Here is an 18,232-nt window from a genome sequence, read left to right as displayed (position 1 = left end):
AGGCGGCGTCGTGCGATCCCCGGCGCCCGCCCTGGTGGTCGCCACCCCACTGGCCGCCGGCGACGAGGTGGAGGCGGGAGCCCCAATCATCGTGCTGGAGAGCATGAAGATGGAGACGGTGCTGCGGGCGCCGTTCCGCGCGCGGCTCAAGGAGTGCGCGGTGTCGGTCGGAAGCCAGGTCGAGTCCGGCGCGCCGCTGTTGCGGCTGGAGCCGCTGGCCGACGAAGGCGATGACAGCGCCGCCGCGCATGCCCCGAACTCCGCCGAGGCCGTCGAGTTGGAGCTGCCCGCGGGGTCGTCCGGCGTGCCGGCGCGCGAGCGGATCGACCGCGGGCTGCAAGATCTGCGCAGCCTGCTGCTCGGCTTCGACGTCGACCCGCAAGACGAGCACAGGGTGCTGGCCGACTATCTGGCCGCCCGGGCCGAGCTCGCCGCCGCGGGGCACCGGCCGCTCGCCGAGGAGATCGAGCTCATGTCGGTGTTCGCCGACGTGAGCGAGCTGAGCCGCAAGAAGCCCGTGGGTGAGGAGCCCGGCGGCGGCGACCACGTGCACAGCGCCCGCGAATACTTCCACGCGTACTTGCAGAGCCTCGACGTGGAGCGCGCCGGCCTTCCGGCCTCGTTCCAGGGCAAACTCACGAGAGCGCTCGGACACTACGGCGTCACCGATTTGAAACGCACGCCGGAACTGGAAGAGGCCGTCTTCCGGATCTTCCTGGCGTTGCAGCGGGCAGCGTCTGACGCCACGGTCGTCGTCACGCTGCTGCGCGAGTGGCTGCGCGAGGCGCCGCCCGGCGAGGCGCTGCGGGAGCCGGCAGGCCCCGTGCTGGAGCAGCTGATCGCCGCGACACAGGTGCGCTTCCCCGTGGTCTCCGACCTCGCCCGCGGCGTCGTGTTCGCCTGGTTCGCGCAGCCGCTGCTGCGCCGCAACCGCGCCCGCGTGTACGCCGAAGTCCGCAAGCATCTGCGTTACCTCGATGCGAACCCGGAAGCACCCGACCGCGCCGAGCGGATCGCCGCGATGGTCGCCAGCACCGAACCGCTGGTGCGGCTGCTCGGCCAGCGGCTCGGCCGCGGCGGCCTAGGCCACGCGCCGATGCTTGAAGTGCTGACCAGGCGGTACTACGGCAACAAGGGTCTGGTCCACGTCCGCACGATCGACGCCGCCGGCCACACGTTCGTGGTCGCCGAACGCGCCGGATCCCGGCTGGTCTCCACCGCGGTGAGCTTCGACGAACTCGGGGCCGCGCTCCACGGGCTGGCCGACATCGCCGGCGGCGCCCCGGACGAGGTCGACGCCGACATCTACCTCGCGTGGGAGAAGCAGCCGGAGAGCTTCGACGCGATGGCCGCCGCCCTGCACGAGGTCGTCAACGCGCGACCGCTGCCGAGCCAGGTCCGCAGGGTCACCACCACCGTCGCGGGCCGCGGCCACGAGGTGATGCACCATCACTTCACGTTCCGTCCCTCGGAGCACGGCCTGAGCGAGGAGCGGCTGATCCGCGGCCTGCATCCGTACATCGCGCAGCGGATGCAGCTGGAACGGCTGCGCAACTTCGATCTCACCCGGCTGCCGTCCTCGGACGAGGAGGTCTACCTCTTCCAGTGCATCGCGCGCGACGACCCGTCGGACGACCGGCTCGTCGCGTTCGCGCAGGTGCGTGACCTGACCGAGCTGCGCGACCACGACGGAAGGCTGGTCGCCCTGCCGACGGCCGAGGACACCGTCGCCGCCTGCCTCGACTCGATCCGCCGGGCGCAGTCGCGCCGGCCGGGCAAGAACCGCTTCCCCACCAACCGGATCGTCGTCTATGTGTGGCCGCCGAGCGCTATCACCCGCGCGGAGTTGGACACGATCGCCGCGCGCGTGCTGCCGACCACGGCGGGCGCCGGGCTCGAGGAGATCGAGCTGATCGGCCGGCTGCGCGACCCGGACACCGGCACGCTGGCCAAAGTCGCGATGCACGTCACCTTCGACGCCACCGGCGGCAGCCGGCTGACCATCGGCGAACCGTCGGACGAGCTGATCGAGCCGCTCGACGGCTACCGGCAGAAGGTGCTGCGCGCCAGCAGCCGCAACACCGTCTACCCGTACGAGCTGACCGACGTGCTCGGCACATTCACGGAATACGACCTCGACGACACCGGCGAACTCGCCCCGGTGGACCGGCCGAAGGGCCGCAACACCGCGGCGATCGTCGCCGGAGTCGTCACCACGCGGACCGCCCGGTACCCCGAGGGGATCACGCGGGTGGCGCTGCTCGGCGACCCGACGAAATCGCTCGGCGCGCTGTCCGAACCGGAGTGCCGCCGCGTCGTCGCCGCGCTGGACCTCGCCGAGCGGATGCGCGTGCCGGTGGAGTGGTACGCGCTGTCGGCCGGTGCCCGGATCTCGATGGAGTCCGGCACCGAGAACATGGACTGGGTGGCCGCCGCACTCAAGCGGATCGTCGAGTTCACCCAGGCCGGCGGCGAGATCAACATCGTGGTGGCCGGCATCAACGTCGGCGCGCAGCCCTACTGGAACGCCGAGGCGACGATGCTCATGCACACCAAGGGCATCCTGGTGATGACGCCGGACTCGGCGATGGTGCTGACGGGCAAGCACTCGCTCGACTTCTCCGGCGGCGTGTCGGCCGAGGACAACTTCGGCATCGGCGGCTACGACCGCGTGATGGGCCCGAACGGTCAAGCCCAGTACTGGGCGCCGGACCTGACCGCGGCGCGCCATGTGCTGATGGCGCACTACGACCACACCTACGTCGCGCCCGGCGAGCGGATGCCGCGGCGGGCGCAGACGACCGACCCCGTCGACCGCGATGTCACGAGCTACCCGCACGCTGTCGAGGGCAGCGACTTCACCACCGTCGGCGACATCTTCTCCGCCGAGGCCAACCCCGACCGCAAGAAGCCGTTCGACATCCGGACCGTGATGCGCGCGGTCGCCGACCAGGACCACCCGGTGCTGGAGCGCTGGGCGGGCATGGCCGACGCGGACACCGCCGTCGTGCAGGACGTCCACCTCGGCGGGATGCCGGTGTGCCTGCTGGGTATCGAGTCGCGGCCGGTGCCGCGCCGCGGTTTCCCGCCCACCGACGGGCCAGACGCTTACACCGCGGGCACGCTGTTCCCGCAGTCCTCGAAGAAGGCCGCCCGGGCGATCAACGCGGCCAGCGGCAACCGGCCGCTCGTCGTGCTGGCGAACCTGTCCGGCTTCGACGGCTCGCCCGAGTCGATGCGAAAGCTCCAACTGGAGTACGGCGCGGAGATCGGCCGCGCGATCGTCAACTTCCGCGGCCCGATCGTGTTCTGCGTGATCTCGCGGTACCACGGCGGAGCGTTCGTGGTCTTCTCGAAGGCGCTCAACCCGCACATGACCGTCCTCGCGATCGAGGGTTCGTTCGCCTCGGTGCTCGGCGGCGCCCCGGCCGCCGCGGTGGTCTTCTCCGGCGAGGTCGGCTCGCGCACGGCGAACGACCCGCGCGTGCGGGACATGGAAGCCCGTGTCACGACCGCTTCCGGCGCCGATCGCGCCGCACTGACCGCGGAACTCGACGAACTGCGCGCGACGGTGCGCGCGGAGAAGCTCGGCGAAGTCGCCACTGAGTTCGACCGCGTGCACGACATCCGGCGCGCGGTGCGGGTCGGTTCGGTGGACACCGTCATCCGCGCCGCCGAGCTGCGCCCGCGCATCATCGAGGCGATCGAGGCACGTCTCGACTGACGCCAACGGCGCTAGGGACCTTGTGGCGGCGCTGGCTGCCGGCGCCGCCACTCTGCCCTCGGCTGGCAGGCGTCCCTAGACTTCGAACGCAACCACTCCCGCCAGCCCGCATCACCTCACCGCTGTCTCCAGCAGACCGGGGCAGGACCACGTCCGGGAAAGCGGGTCAAGCTAAACCCAGACCACGGAGTTGTGATCATGCGGAAGCTGATAGCGACGGTGTTCAACTATTCCCTCGACGGCCTGCTCGCCGACGAGGGTACCGAGTTTTGGAAGTTCTGCTTCAGCCTGCCCGAAAACCGTGAGCCCGACGACCCGGCGCACCTCGACTTTATCCGGAGCGCGTACGCGCACATCATGGGCCGCGCCGCCTACGAGGGCATCGCCGAGGCCATGACGGCGACGTCCACCGACCACCCCTTCGCCGACACCCTGAACGCCGCGCGCAAGGTCGTCTTCTCCCGGACCCTGAAGACGGCTGACTGGGCCAACACCACCATCGCCGCTGGTGACACCACAGAAGAGATCGACAAGCTCAGGCTGGGCGGCGACGGCTACATCGTGGTCTGGGGCGGCGTCAGCCTCTGGCGCTCGCTCATGCGACTCGACCTGATCGACGAACTCCAGGTGAGCTTGTTCCCCTACGTCGCGGGCGAGGGCACCCGGCTGTTCGACGGCGTCCCCGAGTCCTACCAGCTCGACCTGGTCTCCAGCACCGCCTCGAGCAACGGGATCGTAGAGCTGCGGTACCGGCGACACCGCTAACCCGGCGGCCCGCCAGCTCGCACGCAGGCTGCGACGGCCTTTGCGCTTGCCGATATCCTCGTCCGTGCTGGCCAGGGCCACTGCCGGAAGGGGGAGTGCGCTGCCCGCGGTGGCGATTGTGCGTATGCTGGCGAGAAGAAAGCCTAGGTGATATGTCACGTAACGGCGGGGCTAAGCCGGTACCCGAGGGCGGCTGGCTCGACGGCGACCAGCAGCGGGCGTGGCTGGCCTATATCCGGATCCAGCTGCGCCTGACGTATGAGATGAACCGCCAGCTGCTCGCGGACAACGCCCTCTCGCTGCCCGACTACGACGTGCTCACGGCCCTGAGCGTCGCCGACGACGGGCGGATGCCGATCACCGTGCTCGCCGCCCAGATCGGCTGGGAACGCAGCCGGGTGTCCCACCACGTGCGGCGGATGAGCACGCGGGGGCTGGTGAACTGCGCCCCGTCGGCCGCCGACAAGCGGGTCACCGAGGTGACGCTGACCGACGGCGGGCGCCACGTCCTCGAGCAGGCAGCGCCCGGACATGTCGACCTCGTCCGGAACCTGTTCTTCGACGGGTTGCCGACCGAGCTCGTCGGGCCGCTCACGGAGGCGTTGGAGAGCGTGTACGCGAACATCATCAAGCAGGGCACGCTGCCGCCGCCGGTCGACTGGCGCCCCGCGCGGGACTGAGGCTGACCGTTTCCGGTCTGGTTCAGCGCTGTGGCGGCCCTGCGTATCAGTCATCGCAGCGTGCGGAAGCAGTTGCGCAGTTCGGTGACGAAGAGGCCTGGTTGTTCGAAGGCTGCGAAGTGGCCGCCCCTGGGGATGTCGTCGTTCCAGTAGAACAGGTGGCTGTAGGTGCGTTCGGCCCAGATCTTCGGCGCCTGATACACCTCTCGGGGGAAGATGCTGACCCCGACCGGCACGTCGACCTTGAGGGTGCGAAAGTCGGTGGTGAAGCTCTCGGCGTACAGCCTGGCCGAGGATGCGGCGGTGTCGGTGAACCAGTAGAGGCTGATGTCGTCCAGGATCCGGTCACGGCCGAACAGCTGGTCGGGGTTGAGGTCGCTGTCGGACCATTCGCCGAGTTTCTCGTAGATCCACGCCGCCTGACCGGTCGGCGAGTCGGCGAGCCCGTATCCGATCGTCTGGGGGCGGGTGCCCTGCAGGAGTGCGTAGGCGGCGCCATCGGTGTTGAAGGCAGTCAGCTGCGCCAGCGCTTTCTGCTCCGCGGGGGTCGGGGGTCCGTCCAGGGGTGGCGGGGCGAACAGCACCGGGAGGTTGAGGTGGATGGCGGCGAGTCCGGCCGGTTGCTGCTCGGCCATCCAGGTGGTGACTCCGGCGCCCCAGTCGCCGCCCTGCGCGACGTACCGCGAGTACCCCAGCCGCGTCATCAGCGTGTTCCAAGCGGTGGCGATCCTCGGCAGCCGCCAACCCGGCTCGGTCGGTTTGTCGGAGAAGCTGAAGCCTGGCAGTGCCGGGATGACCACGTCGAAGGCGTCGGAGGCGTCGCCGCCGTACGCGACCGGGTCGGTGAGCGGACCGATGACGTCGAGGAATTCGAGGACCGAGCCCGGCCATCCGTGGGTGAGGATGATCGGCAGGGCGTTCGGATGGGGCGAGCGCACGTGGATGAAGTAGAACGCCAGGCCGTCGATCGTGGTGCGGAACTGCGGCAGGCTGTTGAGCCGCCGTTCGAGCCGGCGCCACTCGTAACGGTCGCGCCAGTATTCGATCAGGGCCCGGACATTGGGCAGGGGCGAGCCCTGGACCCAGCCGGCGGCGGTCTCCGGGTCCGGCAGGCGGGTGGTGGCCAGTCGGTCGTGCAAGTCGTCGATGGCGTCTTGTGGGACGTGGACCTGAAACGGGACGATCTCACCGGGCAGCGGAGCAGGGAGGACGCCGGCGGGAGTCGCCGCTGCGGCGTGAGCGGCCCCGGCCGGGACTGCGAGGGTCGCGGGTCCCGCCGCCAGCAGCATGCTGCGGCGCGTGAAGGGTGCGGTCATGACCGATGCTCCTGAGGATCGTTCGACGGGATCGGGGAATCCGGGTGCCGGGCGGCGCTAGCGCAGCGGCCGGAAGGTGTCGCGCACTTCGTTGACGAAGAGCCCTGGTACCTCCCAGGCCGCGAAGTGCCCGCCGTGGGGGATCTGGTCGTTGAAGTGGATCAGGTTGCTGTAGCAGCGTTCCGCCCAGATGCGGGGCGCGCGGATGATCTCCTTGGGGAAGACCGAGACCCCGACGGGCAGGCTGAGTGACGGCCGCACGGTGACGGGGTCTTCCCAGTAGATCCGCGCCGACGAGGTCGCCGTGTTGGTCAGCCAGTACAGGGTGATGTCGTCCAGGGCCGCGTCGATCCCGAATTCCGGGGCGTCGTCGCTGTCGGTCCAGGTCGCGAACTTCTCGTAGATCCAGGCGGCCAGGCCGCTGGGAGAGTCGGCGAGTTCGTAGCCGATGGTCTGGGGCCGGGTGGTCATCTCCTTCAGGTAGCCGGCTCCGTGGGTGAGGAAGGCATTGATCTGGGCGAGCGCCGCGGTTTCCGGCGGCGTCGGGACCGCGCTGACGGGCGGGTCGAAGAGGAAGGTCGGGAAGTTGGTGTGGATGCCGGCCAGCGCGGGCGGCGCCAGCTTGGCCAGCGCGTGGGTGACGCCTGATCCCCAGTCGCCGCCCTGGGCGACGTAGCGGGAGTAGCCCAGGCGCGTCATCAGCGCGTCCCACGCTGCGGCGATGCGGTCGACACCCCAGCCTGTGACCGTGGGTCTGTCGGAGAATCCGAAGCCGGGCAGCGAGGGGATGACGAGGTGGAACGCGTCGGCGGCGGACCCGCCGTGCCGTGTGGGGTCGGTCAGCGGGCCGATAGTGCCGAGGAACTCGATGAACGAGCCGGGCCAGCCGTGGGTGAGGATCACCGGCAGGGCGCCGGGGTGCGGGGAGCGCACGTGCAGGAAGTGGACGCCCAGCCCGTCGACCAGGGTGCGGTACTGATTTAGTGCATTGATACGCCGTTCGAACCGACGCCAGTCGTAGCCTTCGGCCCAGTAGCCCGCGACGGCTCGGGCGCGGGCGAGCGGCACGCCCTGCTCCCAGCCGTCGGTCGTGCCCCGGTCGGGCCACCGCGTGCGTGCCAGGCGCGCCTTGAGATCGCGCAGCGCTTGCTCGGGGACGTGGACGCGAAACCGCTCGATGCCCGTCGTCGCGGGCGGAAGCACGAGGCCGCGCACGGCGGTGTCCGCCGCGGCAGGTGGCGCGTTCAACAGCAGCGCGGCCGGTGCTGTCGCCGCGAGGGTGACGGCGCCGCCCGCGCGCAGCATCGCTCTGCGGGAGACCGAACGTCCCGGCCAAGCCGCGGGAGCGCCTTCTCGCTCTGTGATCTGGGCCATCGCCCATTCAACTCCTCTGGTCGGTCTGCCTCGGCGCTTCGAGCTTACGTGATGTATCACGTAATTTGTAGACGCGACTCGCCGACCCGAAGCGCGGCCCCTCCCCCATCACCCCTCTTCGCACTGTCGATTACATGATATGTCACGTATATTGGCGAGCAGCGGTAAGCGGCCTACAGCGTCCGGCCTGTTCGACGACCGAGATGGGGAGCCTCGAGATGACCGAGACCAACCGCGACGCGGAGTCAGCGGGAACCGGCGCCCTCACCGCAGGGAGCGGCCGCGCGGCCCACCGTGCCGTGCCCGTACATCTCGCCTGCCGCATCGGCGCGCGCGAGACAGCCGTGGAACGCAACGCCTGGGCCGCGGTGGCGTCCATCGCGCTGGGGTCGTTCGCCCTGGTGTTCTCGGAACTGATCCCCGTGGGACTGCTGGCGGACATCAGCGGGCATCTGCGCGTCTCGATCGGAGTCGGCGGCCTGATGGTGGTCATTCCGGCCGTCGCCGCCGCGCTCGCCGCGCCGGTGCTGACCCTCTGCTCGGCACGACTGGAACGGCGCGCCCTGCTGGTCGCGCTCAGTGCGCTGGTCCTGGTCTCCAACGTGATCAGCGGCATCGCACCGGACATCGGGGTGATGCTCGCGGCCCGCGCGGTGCTGGGAGTCTGTATCGGCGGGTTCTGGGTGTTCGGGGCCGGAGCCGCGATCGCCCTGGTGAGTGAGCGGGCGCGCGGCACCGCGGTGGCGGTGGTCAGCTCAGGGATCTTCATCGCGACCGTCGCCAGCCTGCCGGCGGCATCGCTGATCGGCACGCTGACCACGTGGCGGATCGCGTTCGCGGTCGCCGCCGTCTTCGCGGCCGTCGCCGTCGCGGCTCAACTCGTCGCGGTGCCGCGGCTGGGCGCGGGCGGACGGGTCCAACCCAGAGCCCTGCTCACGGTGATCACCCTGCCGGCCCCGCGAACGGGCCTGGTGGCGGCGAGCGCGATCTTCTTCGCCCACTTCGCCGCGTACACCTACATCGGGCCGCTGCTCCGCGCCCGAGCCGGCCTCGGCGCCGACGCGATCACGCTCGTGCTGCTCGGATTCGGCCTGGCCGGCGCGGTCAGCAACTTCACCGCGGGCGTCACCGTCCGCAGGCATCTGCGAGCGACCCTCCTGGGTTCCGGCCTCCTGATCGCTGTCAGCACCCTGCTGCTCGCGACCATCACCGGCGCCAGACCGTTGACGATCGCGCTGGTCGCCGTCTGGGGGTTGGGCTTCGGGGCGGTACCGGTGGCCGCACAGAGCTGGATGGCCCAGGCGATGCCGGCCAACGTCGAGGGAGGTCTGGCGCTTTTCGTCTCCGCGCTTCAGGGATCCCTGGCCGCCGGCTCAGCGGCCGGCGGGATCGTCTACGACACGCAAGGTCCCGGCGGCGCGCTCATCGTCGCCACCGTCATCGCCGCCCTGGGTGCGCTGGTCCTGCTTCGGACTCCTCGCAAAGTGAGTTCTGTAGTCGTCGCCAGCAGATGACGGCGCCGCCGAGGGCGAGGAACGACGCTACGCGCGCGGCATCCTCGTCAGCTGCGCGAGCTCAAGACCCAGCACGCTCCTGACATTCTCTTCGATCAGAACTTTCCCGTGACCGCGTGACGCCCTGAGCCGCGGCCTCGACCGGCAGCACACGGAGAATCAGGGCCCTACGGTAGCCGCCATCTCTGGTCGCGGGTCACCACGGGCACCTCGTCGGCGGCCTACTTCTCTGCGGGTAGCCCGAGGCCGAAACTCCCTCGGGCTACCCGCCCCGCATCCCTGGACGTAACCCCCGCTCATATCACTAAGAGAGACCGAAGCCGTGGTCTGACCGGCTGACGCGGCTCAAACCCTCCACGACAGGGAGTACCGATGACTCATGTACATGTGTGGCCGACGCGGCGTGCGGGGCGGAGCGCTCGGACAGGACGCACGTTGCCGCCTGGCCGCGCACGGACTGTGGGCACGCTGGCCGCCGCGGCGGCGCTCGCGGGCTCAGCGTTCGCCTCGCCCGCGCACGCGGCGACACCGCAGTACAAGCTGACGATTGTCGGCAGCTCGGGCACGGAACTGTTCGGGATCAATAAGAACGCAGACGTCTTCGGCATCGCGATCGAGAAGGGGGCCAAGGTTCAGGAGGGCTTCCTGCTGGCCGCCGGCACCACGAAGATGGTGTTCCTGGGCTCGCCGGGCGATCCGGCGAACACCAACTCCGTCTCCAGCCCCGACGCGATCAACGCCGGTGCCGACATCGTCGGCACGGCTACGTCATTCGCCACCGGCAACCAGGCCGCGGTCGAGTGGGCCGACAGCGCCACCCCGACCGACCTGGGGACGAAGCTCGGACTCCAGAACCTCGTCTCCTCCCCCGAGTTGACCTCGATCAACGACAACGGCCTGATCACCGGGTTCGGCTCCAACCGGGGCGACGTCGGGTTCACGATCAACGGCAGCACCGTCACCAGGCTGCCGGCGCTGCCCAACGGCGGCGTCGACGTCGAGCCGATCGCCGTCAACAACTCGGGCCTGATCGTCGGCCAGGCCGACACCACGACGTCGGACTTCCAAGCCGCCGCATGGCAGAACGGCACCATCAAGGCGCTCGGCATGCTGCCCGGCAGCCTCACCTCCGAGGCGCTGGCGGTCAACTCGACCGGACAGGCCGTCGGGGCCGACGTGGAACTGTCCGACTCTGACGCCCACGCCGTGCTCTTCGCCAACGGCACGGTCACCGACCTCAACGCCCCGGGCACCGGAACTCCGGGCGGCGATGCCGTGGCGAACGCGATCAACGACAACGGCGTGGTCGTCGGCCAAGGCGGCAACGGCCACGCATTCGTCTACCAGAACGGCCAGGCCACCGACCTGAACAGCCTGATCGCCCCCGGATCCGGGTTCACCCTGCTCACCGCCGACGGGATCAACGGCAACGGCGTGATCGTCGGGACCGCTTCCAACAGCAACGGCCAGACGTTCGGCTTCGAACTCACCCCGATCAGCTAGCGCACGGGCCGCGGCCTCCACCACCGCTCGTGCCGCGTTCCTCACAGCGTGCGGGATCGCCCCTGGTCAGCGGGCCTGACCAGGGGCATCGCGCTCGGTAGGAGAGCTCTGCCACGCCGAGGTCGACGTTCGCGCGGGCTGCGCGCGACGAGAGGGAAGAACGTGCCATCCGCCGCGGGATCAGAACCCGACGCGAGTGATCGCACTCAGTCACTCAGTACGGTGAGGGCTGGTTGCGGATGACGGCCAGGCTGACGATCTTCCCGTCTCGCAGGGAGAAGTAGCTGGTCATGATCAGTTCCTCCGGCAGGTTGGTCTTGTCATAGTCGCCGTCGTACTTGGCGCGCACGATGATGTCGCCGTAATGGTCGACGACCTCCCTGACCTCCATCGTGACGCGATCGCCGACGAACTCCTTGGCCATGAACGCGCGGATGGCCTCGATGCCCCAGATCTCGCGGCGGTTGTCGTTCACGTAGGCGTCCGGGGCGAAGGTGGCGACGATACGGTCGGTGTCGAAGGCGTTGACCGCGGCGATGTGCTCGGCAACGACCGGGGGCAGTGCGGTGATCACCTGGCTGGTCATGGGTGGTGGCTCCTCTCTTCCTCGGGCCAGCTCGTAGCCCGTCGACACCCAGCCTCCGCCTTCCTGCGAGGGGAGGGTCAAGGGCTGATCCACGGTTTGACTCTCCCATCGGGGGAGATCCCAGACTGGGCTCGTGACCTCAACGCTTGCCATCGGCGACTTCTCGCGGGCCACGCACCTGAGCGTGAAGATGCTTCGCCATTACCACGAGATCGGCCTGTTGGAGCCGGCCGCTGTGGATGCGGACACCGGATATCGGCGGTACGCCACCGAGCAGATCGTCGCGGCTCAGATCATCCGCCGCTTCCGCGACCTGGATATGCCACTCGAAGAGATCCATACCGTGCTTCAGGCTCCCGACGTCGCGATTCGAAACCGGGTGATCGCCAACCATCTGGCCCGTCTGGAGTCAAGCCTGGCTCGGACCCAAGAAGCGGTCACCTCCCTGCGAGAGTTGCTGGATCACCCCCAGGCCAATGTCCCCATCGATCACCGCCGTCTCGCCTCGACGCCGGCCGCGGTCATCACCGACATCGTTGACAAGGCCGACGCCCTGACGTGGTATCGCGGAGCCATCGGCGAACTGGCCGCGACGCTGTCCGCCCAGGACATCAACCCGGCCGGGCCCGCCGGGGGCATCTTCGACACGGAGCTGTTCACCGAGGACCGGGGACGAGCCACGGTCTTCCTTCCGTGCGATCCGGTGCCCGAGCCGATTGGACGCGTGAGCGCCACGGTGATCCCACCGGCAGAACTGGCGACTATCGTCCACCCCGGTCCCCACACCGACATCGACCGAACTTACGGTGTCCTGGCCGCTTACGTGACCCGGCATGAGCTCGCGGTCGACGGGCCGATTCGCGAGTACTACCTGGTCGGGCCCGCTGAAACCCGAGACGAATCCCTGTGGCGTACCGAAGTCGGATGGCCGATCTTCCAAGCCCGGCACCCACGCTAACTATCCGGCTAGTGCGTGAAGCGCGCCGGCATGGGGGCCGGGAGGCGGCGCTCGGGTGCCCTGTCGAACGGGCCACGTTGCGGCCCTTGACCTGATATCGGAATCAATGAACAAAAAAGCAATCCGCGAACCAGGTGAGGGAGATGACGTGAGTAACGCCGCACGACCACAACAGCCAGCAGGGAGCGACATAGCCGGGGTCCGTCCATTCCGTGTCGAGATCAGCGATGCGACGATCGATGACCTCCGCGAGCGGCTAGCGCGAACGAGATGGCCGGAGAAGGAGCCCGTCGGGGACTGGTCGATGGGGATACCGCTCGGGTACGTCCAGGAGCTCGCCGAATATTGGGAGAATTCCTACGACATGCGGCGCGTCGCTGACCGGCTGAACCGCTACGAGCAGTTCAGGACGACGATCGACGGCGTGGACATCCACTTCCTGCGAGTGCGCTCGCCCGTCGAAGGGGCGACGCCGTGCGTCATGACGCACGGCTGGCCGGGATCGGTGATCGAGTTCGACAAGGTGATCGATCCGCTCGTGGATCCGGTCGGCCACGGCGGGGAGGCGTCCGACGCGCTGGAGCTGGTGATCCCGTCGCTCCCCGGCCACGGGTGGAGCGGCAAGCCGACCGCGACCGGCTGGAGCGTCGAGAAGATCGCGCAGGCGTGGATCGAGCTGATGGAACGGCTCGGCTATGAGCGCTGGGTCGCCCAGGGCGGCGACTGGGGCGCCCTTGTCAGCACGGCGATCGGGCGGCTGGCCGATCCGGCCAAGTTGATAGGGATCCACATAAACTGGGCGCTCGCCGACCCGGCGAAACTGATGGAGCTCGGCGGGCCGAACGAGGAGGAGCAGGGGTACCTCGCCCGCCTCCAGCACTCCGGCGAGGCCGAGGGCGGCTACGCGATCGAGCAGGCCACCAAGCCGCAGACGGTCGGTTACGGCCTGACCGACTCCCCGGTCGGCCAGCTCGCCTGGATCGTCGAGAAGTTCAAGACCTGGTCGGACTACGGCGAGGACGTCGAGAACTCCTTCACCAAGGACGAGTTGCTCGACAACGTGATGGTCTACTGGCTGAACGCGGCGGCGGCCTCCTCGGCTCGCCTGTACTGGCACTCGCTCGCGTCGAGCGTTGGGAGCTTCGACGAAGTGCCCGCGCGGACTGCTTACTCTCGCTTTCCAGCGGACAACGTCGCCCTGTCCGAGCGCTGGGCACGGACCCGTTACACCGACCTGCGCCACTACGGCACGCCAAAGAGGGGTGGCCATTTCGCCGCCTACGAGGCGCCTGGCGAGTTCGTCGCCGAAGTGCGCGCCGGACTCCGCGCTCTGCTATGAACGCCGATCCCCGTGCAACGCCCCCGGACGACGCCCGCTTCCCAGCGATTCGACAACATGCGGCCTGATGGACCTACGGCGGCGAGAGGCCGATGCGCATCTCAAGAACCTGTCATTCCCGGTGACGGACCATCGGGCGTAGCGATCCGGACTGCGGCGTACATCTTCAGGATTCGAATATGATGTGAGTCACATTTGGCGGCGTCGCCGGCCGGGGTCTTGATCGCGGATGGGGAGATGCGTGCTGCAGACCATCGACATCGAATGGCCAGGTCGACGGCAGACGGTTGATCTCGTGCGTGCCCGCCTCAGGCGCAGGGGTGTGCCGACGCAGCCTCCACCCATCATGCTTCTGATGGGCCGTCGCGGCACCGGTAAGACCGTGCTGCAACGTGTATTACGCAGGCGTCGCGCATCCGGACGAGTGGGGCACGAGCTCCGGCGCGCCATGCACGTACAAATATCAGGGCTATTCGACATTCTGCAAGGCCTACACGCAGTTCCCGGCCAGTTCGCTGATCGATGGCAACACGATCATGGGTTACGACGCCACCCTGACCGCCGTCTCCGCCATCCGGCTCGCCGGCACCCTGGATGATAGTTGAGCCGTCAGCGCTGTTCGGCCGGCCTCGGCTCCACGCCGAGCGCGATACAGGACTCGTAATACATCCGAACCACTTCGGTTCGGATCGCCGACCGCGCGGTGATCGGGGCGCTCCACGGCACGCGGACCGCCTCGCGGCGGCCGTCCACCTCTGCGTCGAAGGTGATGGCCGCACTGTCGACGTCGGTGACCGAGGCGGCGGTCGCCTGCGGCCGCCCGCCCAGCGCACGGACGATGAGGAGGCTGTCCTCGCGGTGGTCGCGGTTCATGTGGTCGGCGACGGCCTGCACGATCTCGGCCGAGAACGGGTTCTTCGCTGCGTCGCTCACGATTGCCCGCCAGTGGACGGCCGGTCGACGCGGTGCTCGTCGATCAGGGTACGCATCTCGATCCGACCGTCCCGGACCCACTGCCACGTCCGGCAGCGGTCGTTGCCGTCGTCGGAGAGCACGATCATCTCGAACAGACGCAGGTCGGTGCCCCGCTCCTTGAAGATCCAGGTGAGATAGAGGGTGTTCTCGTCCAAAGCCCAGACGACCCCCTTGATCCGCTCGGTGTCGAAATGCATCCGACCGTAGCCGTCATAGCTCCCGGGGAACTCGTGCACCTCGACCCGTCCGTCGGGCCAGGTGTAGGTGTTGACCTGGCGGTAAGGAAACGCCTCGCCGTCCGGAAACAGGCAGGCCAGGTGTGAGGCGTGCTGGTCGGTGATCTTCCCCTCGAGGTCGACGTGGATGTAGGTGCCCTCCCAGTAGCCCTCATGCTTGGCCAGCAAGGGCATTCCTTCCCTGATCCCCATGGCTCTCCCTCGATCGGCATAACCCCAGGCTGACCCGCCGTTGCGGCGTCGTCTACGCCCACCGCGCCGACGTCCGCTGGACGGGGCACGTCACTGCGGGCCCTGCTTCGGATGCTGCCTGCGGAAGTAAGTCCAGCTGGTCTCGTTCGGCTCTGACCACGCCTGCGGTGCGGTCGCGTACTCGGGATGGTGCTCGGCGATGTAGGTGCGTATGCGCGCGGGTGCTTCATTCCAAGCCCCGAGTTTGCGGCCGCGGCAGTGGAACACCAGGCCGCCGGCCCGCTTGCCCATCCGCATCCACGGCAGCCACGGTGACACGCGTGACCACGACAGCGTGTGCGGAACGGAGAGCACTGATTCGTCGGCGAGCGCGGCCAGCGGCGCATAGAACTGGAACAGCTCCAGGGCCCGGTAGGTGTCGTCGGCCGAGTTGTCCGGGTACTGCGAGGTAGGCAGGGGCGAGGGATAGGCCAGTGGGACGTCCACGTTGACGCACACTTGATCGCCGAGCACGGTCATCGGCAAGCGGAACGGCCCGCGCGGGGAATCCACCAGCCAGCGCTGGTTGGCCGGATCGTTCCATACATGGCCGACAGCGACCTCTTCGCCTGTCTCCGGGTTGAGCCAGCGCTCGGCGATCGAGCGGTCGTGCGGGTCCAGATAGAAGGCGGCCTCCCGGGCCAGCAGCTCCCAGCCGCCGTCGACTTCGACCAGCCGGGACACGTTCACGCCCTCGAAGCCGAAGATGCGGCGATACGGCGCGTGCGGCGCCGCGGCGTAGACATCGCCGCACCACCATAAGGTGACCTGCGAACCATCCGTGGCGGACCTGATCCTGGCCAGCGCATCGAGCTGCCGGCGCGGACTGAGAGCGGCAGGATCGAAGGACACAGCTTGCCTCCGGACGGGCTCAGCACTCACGAGCGTTCCAGGTAGCGCGGCAGGTCGCCACCCAGCTCGACCAGTACGTCGGTGTTCAGCTGGTAGGCAACCAGCGCTTCGTCGATCACCTTTGCCTGCTCCTGTGTCGACCAGGTGACGGTGTCCAGCAGCTGCCTGTACTCCCTCTTGAACGTGCTGAGGTCCGCGATGCCAGGGAACTGATAAAAAGCGATGCCTCGACCGTTGACGAGCTCTGTCGGGAATGCCCGCTCCAGTGCGGTACGGATGATCTGGCCCCCAGAGATGTCCCCGAGGTAGCGCGTGTAGCTGTGTGCGATGAAGCCGCCTGGCCAGTCGAAGCACACCTCGTGCATCCGCGCGCAGTACTTCCTGGTGGCTCCGGTCGGCTCGATTCGGGAGGGCCAGTCGGCGCCGACGAGGTACTCCAGATCCGCTCGCAGTGCTTTGGTACGCAGCAGAGAGTCGAACACGAACTTGCCGCCGACCTGGTCGGCGCGCATGGCCTCGGCCGCCTCCTCCAGCACCACGTACACGAAGTAGAGCTGGGCGACCATGGCAGCGTAGCCCTCGAGGGCCAGCTTCCCCCCGAGGACGGCCTGCATATAGTCGGTGCACTCAGCGCGCTGGTGGCCACCCCACGTCCTGCTCTTCAGAGCACGAGAAAACCACGTGTCGGCCGAAGTTCGGTCGGTCGGGGCGGTCATGGCGAACCTTCTTGTCCTCGTTTTCGGGATTGTTGGTGCGTTTTTGACGGTCTGTCAAGTTCCTCGTGGCGAAAGATCGAAAAGCCGGACTCGGCAAGGTTGCGAGGCCGGCTACACATCCGAGGATCTATCATGCGGCTGAAGTAAGCAGCCGAGGATTGCAATGGGTGCCTCACTATCCAGGGCTTTGTGTCCGCTCGTGCAACGGTAAGGAAAGGTCGCCGGTGAGGCGTACGTCGACGCAAACACTTACGCAATGAGCTTCCCCATGGGGATTGTCAAGCCAGGCTTCGTGAAGCCCTTCAATGCTTTGAGCCTCAGGCAGGCGGTTGCCCGGAAGGTGGCGACGGGGCCGGAGTGATCGTCACCTTCCGCCGCTCAGCGGGTCGTTGTCTCGACTCGGCAACTACAAGCTCGATATACGTCAGCGCGTCGCGCAGCGTGTCGAGGGCCTCGCCCGCGACGGCCGAGGTACGGGCGGCGACGACCTTGGCCGAGACCAGTGCCATCGTGTTCCGGAAATCAGAGATCTGATCCTGCATCACAGCCGCCCGGGCGGTCAGCAGATCCTCAGCGCCGCGTAGCCCGCTAAGGTCGCCGCGCAGTTCCTGGATGCGCTGCTGGGCGCGCGCAGACTGGTCCGCGAGAAGATCGGCCCGGTCTTCGCCAGCCGCTGCGGCGGCGCTGTGCTGCTCGCCGATCCGGCGGGAGCCCTCTTCGAGATCCTCGATCCGCTCCTCGAGGTGCTTGCGCGCCGTCACGATGTCCAAGGTTTCGCGGTGCACCAGTTCCAGCAGGTCTGCCTGCATGCGCACCACCGTCGCCAAACGGTCTTCGAACTCGTTCACGCCGCCTCCCGCCAAGCAACCATCCGCCATATAACGAACATCCGGCCTGCTCCGTTCCCCTGGTCGGCGGCCACGGACGGTGGTGATGCTCGGCGAAACGGGAAACGTGTGGATGGATTTTCAGCACACACTCGGTCAGCCTGCCCAGATGACGTCTGGAGAGGTGGGCGCGCCGGGCGATCAGCTGGATGCTGGCGGGCCACCCGGCAACGCGCGGGTTCAGGCCGGTCAACTTGATCGGCGCGTCGGCGCGGCGAGAGAGCACCGCCATGCCCGATCGAACCCTTGCCGTCGGCCACGGCAGAGGGCCGACGGCTCCATCCCCTCAACTCGAACACCAAAAACGTGCACCCACTGCTGCGCGGATATGCACTCGACGTTCACGTCCTCGCGGGGTGGGGGCGCCTGGCGCAGTGCGGCAGGCGGCTTGGACCGCCCGGCGCGCGCACGGTGAGTGTCCGAGGCCGCCCGGTGGGCGGTCAGAAGCGGTGGGTCGTGGCGCCGAACGGGTCGCCCTTGGCGTGCGCGTCGATCTTCGTCGGGGTGACCGAGAAGACCACGCTGGTGACGTGCTCCGCCCCCGGGTCGGAGAAGCCGCCCTCGTGCGCCGCCAGT

General features: G+C 68.4%; 16 protein-coding genes. 8 read left to right on the top strand and 8 right to left on the bottom strand.

What is annotated here, in order from left to right; genetic code table 11:
* The 3 genes from VGZ32_RS06960 to VGZ32_RS06950 all read left to right on the top strand — a co-directional run.
* A partial coding sequence (locus VGZ32_RS06960) for a carboxyl transferase domain-containing protein (RefSeq protein WP_326885023.1) occupies window positions 1-3,724 on the top strand: 3,724 nt, incomplete at its 5' end.
* A gap of 198 nt (window positions 3,725-3,922) precedes the next feature.
* Window positions 3,923-4,489 (top strand): dihydrofolate reductase family protein, encoded by a 567-nt coding sequence (locus VGZ32_RS06955; protein WP_326885022.1) that lies wholly within the window; start codon window positions 3,923-3,925, stop codon window positions 4,487-4,489.
* Between the two features lie 152 nt (window positions 4,490-4,641).
* The gene (locus VGZ32_RS06950) at window positions 4,642-5,169 is read left to right on the top strand and encodes a MarR family winged helix-turn-helix transcriptional regulator (protein ID WP_326885021.1); all 528 of its coding nucleotides are present in this window, start codon (window positions 4,642-4,644) and stop codon (window positions 5,167-5,169) included.
* 50 nt (window positions 5,170-5,219) lie between these two features.
* Here the strand turns inward: VGZ32_RS06950 and VGZ32_RS06945 are convergent, their stop codons facing one another.
* Both VGZ32_RS06945 and VGZ32_RS06940 read right to left on the bottom strand, forming a co-directional pair.
* The gene (locus VGZ32_RS06945; protein ID WP_326885020.1) at window positions 5,220-6,485 is read right to left on the bottom strand and encodes an epoxide hydrolase; all 1,266 of its coding nucleotides are present in this window, start codon (window positions 6,483-6,485) and stop codon (window positions 5,220-5,222) included.
* A 57-nt stretch (window positions 6,486-6,542) separates the two neighbouring features.
* Window positions 6,543-7,859 carry an epoxide hydrolase family protein gene (locus VGZ32_RS06940; RefSeq protein WP_326885019.1) on the bottom strand — a complete coding sequence of 439 codons (1,317 nt, stop codon included), beginning with the start codon at window positions 7,857-7,859 and terminating at the stop codon, window positions 6,543-6,545.
* Window positions 7,860-8,077: 218 nt separating this feature from the next.
* On the opposite strand from VGZ32_RS06940, the gene VGZ32_RS06935 reads away from it, so the two are divergent.
* Complete coding sequence (locus tag VGZ32_RS06935; RefSeq protein WP_326885018.1) at window positions 8,078-9,373, top strand: MFS transporter; 1,296 nt, start codon at window positions 8,078-8,080, stop codon at window positions 9,371-9,373.
* A 459-nt stretch (window positions 9,374-9,832) separates the two neighbouring features.
* On the top strand, window positions 9,833-10,876 hold the full coding sequence (locus VGZ32_RS06930; RefSeq protein ID WP_326885017.1) for a hypothetical protein: 1,044 nt from the start codon (window positions 9,833-9,835) through the stop codon (window positions 10,874-10,876).
* A gap of 214 nt (window positions 10,877-11,090) precedes the next feature.
* Here the strand turns inward: VGZ32_RS06930 and VGZ32_RS06925 are convergent, their stop codons facing one another.
* Entirely contained in the window at window positions 11,091-11,462 is a 372-nt protein-coding gene (locus VGZ32_RS06925) for a nuclear transport factor 2 family protein (protein ID WP_326885016.1), read from the bottom strand.
* A 133-nt stretch (window positions 11,463-11,595) separates the two neighbouring features.
* Between VGZ32_RS06925 and VGZ32_RS06920 the strand changes: the two genes are divergently transcribed.
* The 3 genes from VGZ32_RS06920 (at window position 11,596) to VGZ32_RS06910 (ending at window position 14,364) form a co-directional block, all read left to right on the top strand.
* Entirely contained in the window at window positions 11,596-12,420 is an 825-nt protein-coding gene (locus VGZ32_RS06920; protein ID WP_326885015.1) for a MerR family transcriptional regulator, read from the top strand.
* 190 nt (window positions 12,421-12,610) lie between these two features.
* On the top strand, window positions 12,611-13,759 hold the full coding sequence (locus VGZ32_RS06915) for an epoxide hydrolase family protein (protein WP_349263522.1): 1,149 nt from the start codon (window positions 12,611-12,613) through the stop codon (window positions 13,757-13,759).
* A gap of 392 nt (window positions 13,760-14,151) precedes the next feature.
* Window positions 14,152-14,364, top strand: a complete 213-nt coding sequence (locus tag VGZ32_RS06910; protein ID WP_326885013.1) for a hypothetical protein — start codon at window positions 14,152-14,154, stop codon at window positions 14,362-14,364.
* A gap of 4 nt (window positions 14,365-14,368) precedes the next feature.
* Here the strand turns inward: VGZ32_RS06910 and VGZ32_RS06905 are convergent, their stop codons facing one another.
* The 5 genes from VGZ32_RS06905 to VGZ32_RS06885 form a co-directional block, all read right to left on the bottom strand.
* Window positions 14,369-14,692: a DUF2470 domain-containing protein gene (locus VGZ32_RS06905; protein ID WP_326885012.1), complete on the bottom strand. Its 324-nt coding sequence runs from the start codon at window positions 14,690-14,692 to the stop codon at window positions 14,369-14,371.
* Window positions 14,689-15,162, bottom strand: a complete 474-nt coding sequence (locus VGZ32_RS06900; protein ID WP_326885011.1) for a hypothetical protein — start codon at window positions 15,160-15,162, stop codon at window positions 14,689-14,691. Before VGZ32_RS06900 ends, VGZ32_RS06905 begins: the two co-directional genes overlap by 4 nt.
* Before the next feature lie 90 nt (window positions 15,163-15,252).
* Window positions 15,253-16,053 carry a DUF1838 family protein gene (locus tag VGZ32_RS06895; protein WP_326885010.1) on the bottom strand — a complete coding sequence of 267 codons (801 nt, stop codon included), beginning with the start codon at window positions 16,051-16,053 and terminating at the stop codon, window positions 15,253-15,255.
* A gap of 26 nt (window positions 16,054-16,079) precedes the next feature.
* Complete coding sequence (locus VGZ32_RS06890) at window positions 16,080-16,769, bottom strand: biliverdin-producing heme oxygenase (protein WP_326885009.1); 690 nt, start codon at window positions 16,767-16,769, stop codon at window positions 16,080-16,082.
* A 317-nt stretch (window positions 16,770-17,086) separates the two neighbouring features.
* Entirely contained in the window at window positions 17,087-17,617 is a 531-nt protein-coding gene (locus VGZ32_RS06885; protein ID WP_326885008.1) for a hypothetical protein, read from the bottom strand.
* Window positions 17,618-18,232 lie beyond the last annotated feature (615 nt).

It is taken from the genome of Actinocrinis sp. (assembly GCF_035938995.1).
Classification (GTDB): Bacteria; Actinomycetota; Actinomycetes; order Streptomycetales; family Catenulisporaceae; genus DASZGI01.
Note: the sequence above shows the minus strand (reverse complement) of the source record. Positions and strands in the feature narration are given on the sequence as shown.